General features: G+C 71.0%; 5 protein-coding genes. 1 reads left to right on the plus strand and 4 read right to left on the minus strand.

The window, feature by feature from the left end; all coding sequences use genetic code 11:
- The first annotated feature begins 89 nt into the window (after positions 1-89).
- Entirely contained in the window at positions 90-827 is a 738-nt protein-coding gene (locus QMK24_RS31620; RefSeq protein ID WP_283470281.1) for a MerR family transcriptional regulator, read from the plus strand.
- Positions 828-866: 39 nt separating this feature from the next.
- Here QMK24_RS31620 and QMK24_RS31625 read toward each other — a convergent pair whose 3' ends face one another.
- Genes QMK24_RS31625 through QMK24_RS31640 form a run of 4 tightly spaced genes read right to left on the minus strand, consistent with a single transcriptional unit; the run spans position 867 to position 6,639 of the window.
- On the minus strand, positions 867-3,044 hold the full coding sequence (locus tag QMK24_RS31625) for a 3-hydroxyacyl-CoA dehydrogenase NAD-binding domain-containing protein (protein ID WP_283470282.1): 2,178 nt from the start codon (positions 3,042-3,044) through the stop codon (positions 867-869).
- A gap of 45 nt (positions 3,045-3,089) precedes the next feature.
- Entirely contained in the window at positions 3,090-4,304 is a 1,215-nt protein-coding gene (locus QMK24_RS31630) for an acetyl-CoA C-acetyltransferase (protein ID WP_283470283.1), read from the minus strand.
- 45 nt (positions 4,305-4,349) lie between these two features.
- Positions 4,350-5,501 (minus strand): acyl-CoA dehydrogenase family protein, encoded by a 1,152-nt coding sequence (locus QMK24_RS31635; protein WP_283470284.1) that lies wholly within the window; start codon positions 5,499-5,501, stop codon positions 4,350-4,352.
- Positions 5,491-6,639 (minus strand): CaiB/BaiF CoA transferase family protein, encoded by a 1,149-nt coding sequence (locus tag QMK24_RS31640; RefSeq protein ID WP_283470285.1) that lies wholly within the window; start codon positions 6,637-6,639, stop codon positions 5,491-5,493. The genes QMK24_RS31635 and QMK24_RS31640 overlap by 11 nt, the downstream gene beginning before the upstream one ends.
- Positions 6,640-6,799 lie beyond the last annotated feature (160 nt).

Raw genomic sequence — 6,799 nt, forward strand, 5'->3', positions numbered from 1 at the left:
ACCATCGCTGAGACAGCAATACTGTTGAGCGCGATTGACGCAGTGCCGGCGGCACCGGCGCGATCAATGACGGAAGCGAGGCGCAGCGTATGACGCAGTCCCTGGCCCAGCCGGCCGGCCTCACTGTCGACGAGTTGGCGGCGCGGGCCGGTGTGACCGTCCGTACGCTCCGTTTCTACAGCAGCAAGGGCTTGCTTCCGCCGCCCGTGCTCGGTCCGCGTCGGGTGGGGCTGTACGGGCCGGAGCATCTGGCCCGGCTGTCGCTCATCGAGGAGCTGCAGCACCAGGGGCTGACGCTGGCCGCCATCGAGCGCTACCTGCTGCAACTGCCCGCCGACATCACCGCGGAGGACCTGGCGATGCACCGGGCGCTGGTCGCCGCCTGGGTGCCGGACTCCGCCGAGGAGACACCGCGCGCGCAGCTGGAGCGGCGGGCGGGCCGGGCGCTGACCGAGCATGACCTGGACCGGCTGTCGGCGATGGGCGTGCTGGACCGCACCGACCGCAGCGAGGTCTTCCTGGTCAATCCGGCGATGCTGCACCTGGGGGTGCGGCTGCTGGAGGTGCCGATCCCGCTGGAGACGGTGCTGGCCACCCGCGAGATCGTCCTGAAGCACACCCGGGCCGTCGCTCATGAGCTGCAGAAGCTCTTCCGCGAGCAGGTGTGGCAGCCCTATCTGGACGGCGACCCGAGCCCGGAGGAGACCGCCCGGATGCGCTCGCTGACGGAGTACATCCAACCGGCGCTGGTCCAGGCGCTGGTGACGGCTTTCCAGCGGTCGCTGGCGGAGGAGCTGCGGGCTTCGGCCTCATCCGCGCGGGACTGAGGCCGAAGCCGTACGCCGTCTGCCTGCTTCTGCCGGCTGTCAGCCGTCGGTGAAGGTCTCGCCCCGCTCCGCCTTCGCCACCAGCAGCGCGGGCGGCGTGAAGCGCTCACCGTACGCAGCCGTCAGCTCGCCGGCGCGGGCGACGAAGCCGGGCAGCCCGCCCGGGTAGCCGTTGATGTACTGCAGGACGCCGCCGGTCCAGGCGGGGAAGCCGATACCCATGATCGAGCCGATGTTGGCGTCGGCGACAGAGGTCAGGACGCCTTCCTCCAGGAGCCGGACGGTGTCCAGCGCCTCGGAGAACAGCATCCGCTCCTGCATGTCCTCGAACGGAATCCGCGCGTCGGCCCGGGTGAAGTGCTCGCGCAGACCGGGCCACAGGCCGGTGCGCTTACCGTCCTCGTAGTCGTAGAAGCCGCCGCCCCCACTGCGGCCCCTGCGGCCGAACTCGTCGATCAGCCGGTCCAGGACGGTCTCGGCCGGATGGGTCTGCCAGGTGCCGCCCTCTGCCTCGATGGCGGCCCTGGACTCCGCGCGGATCTTGCGCGGGAGGGTGAGAGTGAGCTCGTCCAGGAGCGAGAGCACCTTGGCCGGGTAGCCGGCCTGCGCGGCCGCCTGCTCGACGGAGGACGGGTCGAGGCCCTCGCCGACCATCGCGACGCCCTCGTTGATGAAGTGGCCGATGACGCGCGAGGTGAAGAAGCCGCGCGAGTCGTTGACCACGATCGGGGTCTTACGGATCTGCCGCACCAGGTCGAAGGCGCGGGCCAGCGCCTCCTCGCTGGTGTGCGCGCCCTTGATGATCTCCACCAGCGGCATCTTGTCGACGGGCGAGAAGAAGTGCAGGCCGATGAAGTCCTGCTGTCGCCTGACGCCTTCGGCGAGCAGCGAGATGGGCAGGGTGGAGGTGTTGGAGCACAGCAGGGCGTCGGGGTTGACGACGTCCTCGATCTCCTGGAAGACCTTGTGCTTGAGCGAGGGGTCCTCGAAGACCGCCTCGATGACGGCGTCGCAGCCCGCGAGGTCCTGCGGGTCGGCGGTCGCGGTGATGCGGGCCAGCAGTTCGTCCCGCTGGGCCGGGGTGGTGCGGCCCCGGGTGAGCGCCTTGTCCAGGAGGGCGGCCGAGTACGCCTTGCCGCGCTCGGCGGCCTCGGCGGAGACGTCCTTCAGGACGACCTCGATACCCGCCTTGGCGCAGGCGTAGGCGATGCCGGCGCCCATCATCCCGGCGCCGAGGACGGCGACCTTGGTGACCGGGCGCGGGGCGATGCCCTGGGGGCGGTTGGCCCCGGAGTTGACGGCCTGCAGGTCGAAGAAGAACGCCTGGATCATGTTCTTGGAGGTGGGGCCGCAGGCCAGCTCGGTGAAGTACCGGCCCTCGATCGCCAGAGCGGTGTCGATGTCGACCTGGGAGCCCTCGACGGCCGCGGCGAGGATGTTGCGCGGCGCCGGATAGGGAGCGCCGGCGAGCTGCTTCTTGAGGCTGGACGGGAACGCCGGCAGGTTCGCGGCGAAGCCGGGGCTCTTGGGGGTGCCGCCGGGGATCTTGTAGCCCTTGACGTCCCAGGGCTGCTGGGCCCGCGGGTTCGCGTCGATGAACGCGCGGGCCTTGGCGAGCATCTCCTCACGGTCGGCGGCGACCTCGTGGATGAGGCCGGATTCCAGCGCCTGCCGCGGGGCGTACTGCCGGCCCTGCAGCAGCACTTTGAGCAGCGCGTCGGCGATGCCGAGCAGCCGGACGGTGCGGACCACGCCGCCACCGCCGGGGAGCAGGCCCAGGGTGACCTCGGGCAGGCCGATCTTGGAGCCGGGGGCGTCCAGCGCGACCCGGTGGTGGCAGGCGAGCGCGATCTCGTACCCGCCGCCGAGCGCGGCGCCGTTGATCGCGGCCACGACGGGCTTGCCGAGGGTCTCCAGGCGGCGCAGCCGGCCCTTGATGCGCATCGATCCCGCGAACACCTCGGCGGCGTTCTCGGGGGTGGCGCGGATCAGGTCGCGCAGGTCCCCGCCGGCGAAGAAGGTCTTCTTCGCAGAGGTGATGATGACGCCGCGTACGGTGTCCGCTTCGGCTTCCAGCCGGTCCAGGACGGCGTCCAGGGAGTCGGCGAAGGCCGCGTTCATGGTGTTGGCGGACTGGTTGGGGTCATCGAGGATCAGGGTGACGATTCCGTCGCCGTTCCCGTCCTGCTCCCAGCGGATGGTGGTGGACTCGCTCATCTCAAGGTCTCCGTAAGGGGGTAGGGCCTGTCCGGGTCAGCGGCGTCAGACGCGCTCGATGACGGTGGCGATGCCCATGCCGCCGCCGACGCACAGGGTGAGCAGGCCGTAGCGCAGGTCGCGCCGTTCCAGTTCGTCGATGAGGGTGCCGAGGATCATCGCGCCGGTCGCGCCGAGCGGGTGGCCCATGGCGATGGCGCCGCCGTTGACGTTGACCTTGTCCAGGCTCAGGCCCATCTCGCGGACGAAGCGCAGCACGACGGCGGCGAACGCCTCGTTGATCTCGACCAGGTCGATGTCGTCGATGGTGAGCCCCGCCTTGGCGAGCGCCTTGCGGGAGGCGGGCGCGGGGCCGGTCAGCATGATCGTCGGGTCGGAGCCGGAGACGGCGGCCGAGACGATACGGGCGCGCGGGGTGAGGCCGTAGCGCTCGCCGGTCTCGCGGTTCCCGATGGCCACGAGCGCGGCGCCGTCCACGATGCCCGAGGAGTTGCCCGCGTGGTGGACGTGGTCGATCTTCTCGACCCAGTGGTACTTCTGCAGCGCCACCGCGTCGAAGCCGCCCGCCTCGCCGACCATCGCGAAGGAGGGCTTGAGCCCGGCGAGGGTCTCGGCGGTGGTGCCGGGTCGGATGAACTCGTCGTGGTCCAGGATGGTCAGGCCGTTGCGGTCCAGGACCGGGACGACGGAGCGGTCGAAGCGGCCGTCCTTCCATGCCGCGGCCGCCCGCTCCTGCGACAGGGCGGCGAAGGAGTCCACGTCATGGCGGGAGAAGCCCTCGATGGTGGCGATGAGGTCGGCGCCGACGCCCTGGGGGACGAAGCCGGTCTCGAAGTTCGTCATCGGGTCCATCGCCCAGGCGCCGCCGTCGGTGCCCAGCGGGACGCGCGACATGGATTCCACGCCGCCGGCCAGCACCAGGTCCTCCCAGCCGGAGCGCACCTTGGCCGCCGCCAGGTTGACCGCTTCCAGGCCCGAGGCACAGAAGCGGTTCTCCTGCAGGCCCGCGACGGTGTCGGGGAGCCCCGCCGCGATCGCCGCGATCTTGGCGATGTCGGAACCCTGGTCACCGATCGGCCCGACGACGCCCAGCACGATGTCGTCGATGGCGGACGGGTCCAGGCCGGGGAACCGGCGGCGGATCTCATGGATGAGGCCGACGACCAGGTCGATCGGCTTGGTGCCGTGCAGTGCGCCATTGGCCTTGCCGCGGCCGCGCGGGGTGCGGATGGCGTCGAATACGTACGCTTCGGGACTCACGTCGGTGCCTTTCGGGAATGAGGGTCCGGAGACCGGTGTCGGGGATCAGGAGAGCAGCGAACGGCCGATGATCTCCTTCATGATCTCCGTGGTACCGCCGTAGATGGTCTGGATACGGCCGTCGGTGAACGCCCGCGCGACCCGGTATTCGGCCATGTAGCCGTAGCCGCCGTGCAGTTGCAGACAGCGGTCGGCGACGCGTTTTTGCAGTTCGGTGGCCCACCACTTGGCCATCGAGGCGTTGACGGCGTCGAGCCCGCCGCCGGTGTGCTCGGTGATGCAGCGATCGATGAAGGAGCGGGTGACGGCGCACTCGGTGGCCATCTCCGCGATCTCGAAGCGGACGTGCTGGAGCTTGGCCAGCGGGCGGCCGAACGCCTCGCGCTGCTTGACGTATTCGGTGGTGATCTCCAGGACCGACTCGGCCGCGGCGATCCCGGATACGGCGATGGCCAGGCGCTCCTGCGCGAGGTTGGTCATCAGGTGCACGAACGCCTGGTTCTCCCCGCCGAGCAGGTTGCTCTTGGGGACGCGCACATCGCTGAAGGACAGTTCCGCGGTGTCCTGCGCGTGCTGGCCGATCTTGTCCAGGTTGCGGCCGCGTTCGAAGCCCGGCATGCCGCGCTCGACGACCAGCAGGCTCAGGCCCTTCGCGCCCTCCTGGCCCGGCTCGTGCCCGGTGCGGGCCACCACGATGACCAGGTCGGCGAGGATGCCGTTGGAGATGAAGGTCTTGGAGCCGTTCAGGATCCAGTGGTCGCCGTGGTCGGCGGCGGTGGTGCGGATGCCCTGCAGGTCCGATCCTGCTCCGGGTTCCGTCATGGCGATGGCGGTGATGATCTCGCCGGAGCAGAAGCCCGGCAGCCAGCGGCGCTTCTGCTCGTCGGTGGCCAGGGAGGTGAGGTAGGGGCCGATGATGTCGTTGTGCAGGCCGATGGCCAGCCCCGAGGCGCCCGCCCGGGTGAACTCCTCGCCCAGGACGGCTCCGTAGCGGAAGTCCGGCTCTCCCCCGCCGCCGAACTCCTCGGGCACCGCGACGCCGAGGAGGCCCTGACGGCCCGCGGCGAGCCATGCCTCGCGGTCGACGATCCCGGCCTTCTCCCAGCGCTCGTGGTGCGGCAGCACCTCCTTGGCCAGGAACGTCCGCACGGTCTCGCGGAAGGCGTCGTGGTCGGGGGTGAAGATCTCACGCTTCATACGGATCGGTCTCCTCGGAGGCGTCGAGCGCGGGGATCTGCCAGTCCCGGGCGACCTCGGCGGTGTGCGCGCCGGGCTGGGCGGGCGGGCGGCGTACGGCGGCGGGGGTGGCGGAGAAGCGGGGCGCGGGGGCGGGCTGGACGAGACCGCCGTCCTCGATGAAGGTGCCGCGGGCGGCGAGATGCGGGTGGGCCGGCGCCTCCCGCAGTGACAGGACGGGGGCGACGCAGGCGTCGGACCGCTCGAAGACGGCCGTCCACTCCTCGCGGGTGCGGGTCTTGAAGCGAGCGGCGACGGCGGCGCGCAGATCGCCCCAGCGGGCGAGGTCGCCGCGGTCGGGGGCGTCGTCGCCGAGTTCCAGGAGGGCGGCGAATTCGGCGTAGAAGCGCTTCTCCAGGGCTCCGACCGCCATATAGCCGCCGTCCGCGGTCTCGTAGACGCCGTAGAACGGGCAGCCGCCGTCCAGGAGGTTGCCGCCGCGCCGGTCCTGCCAGCCGCCGGCCGCCACCATGCCGTGGATCATCGACGTCAGATGCGCGGTGCCGTCCACGATCGCGGCGTCCACGACCTGCCCGGTGCCGGTGGTGCGGGCGTGCTGCAGGGCGGCCAGCACGCCGATGACGAGGTAGAGGGAACCGCCCGCGTAGTCGCCGACGAGATTGGCGGGGACGGCGGGCGGACCGTCGGCCGGGCCGATCATGCCCAGCGTGCCGGTGATGGCGATGTAGCCGATGTCATGGCCCGCGGTGTGCGCGAGCGGGCCTTCCTGGCCCCAGCCGGTCATCCGCCCGTACACCAGGCGGGGGTTGCGGGCCAGCGCCTGCTCGGGGCCGACGCCGAGCCGTTCGGCGACGCCCGGCCGGTACCCCTCGATCAGGATGTCGGCGCGTTCGACCAGATCCAGGACGGTGGAGGGGCCCTGCGGGGACTTCAGATCGAGCAGGACGGAGCGCTTGTTGCGGTTGGTGATGTCGAACGACGGGTTGATGCCCAGCCCGGAACCCCCCGGCCGGTCGACCCGGACCACATCGGCGCCGAGGTCGGCCAGCACCATCGCGGCGAACGGCCCGGGGCCGATCCCGGCCAGCTCGACGACCCTGACGCCGGCCAGTGGGCCGGGGCCTGCCTGCGCGTCCATCCGCTCCCCGCTCACTTTGACAGTACCGATGTCACATCAGTGATGTTAGGAACGTGTTCCAGTCCTGGCAAGGGTCAAGCGTGTCCTGGCAGGGGTCAAGCGTGCCAGTGCCCGGAAACGGAACCGGGCCCGGGCCGGTGGGCCCGGTCCCGGTGGGGCC

The organism is Streptomyces sp. PH10-H1, assembly GCF_030063355.1.
In the GTDB taxonomy this organism is placed as follows: domain Bacteria; phylum Actinomycetota; class Actinomycetes; order Streptomycetales; family Streptomycetaceae; genus Actinacidiphila.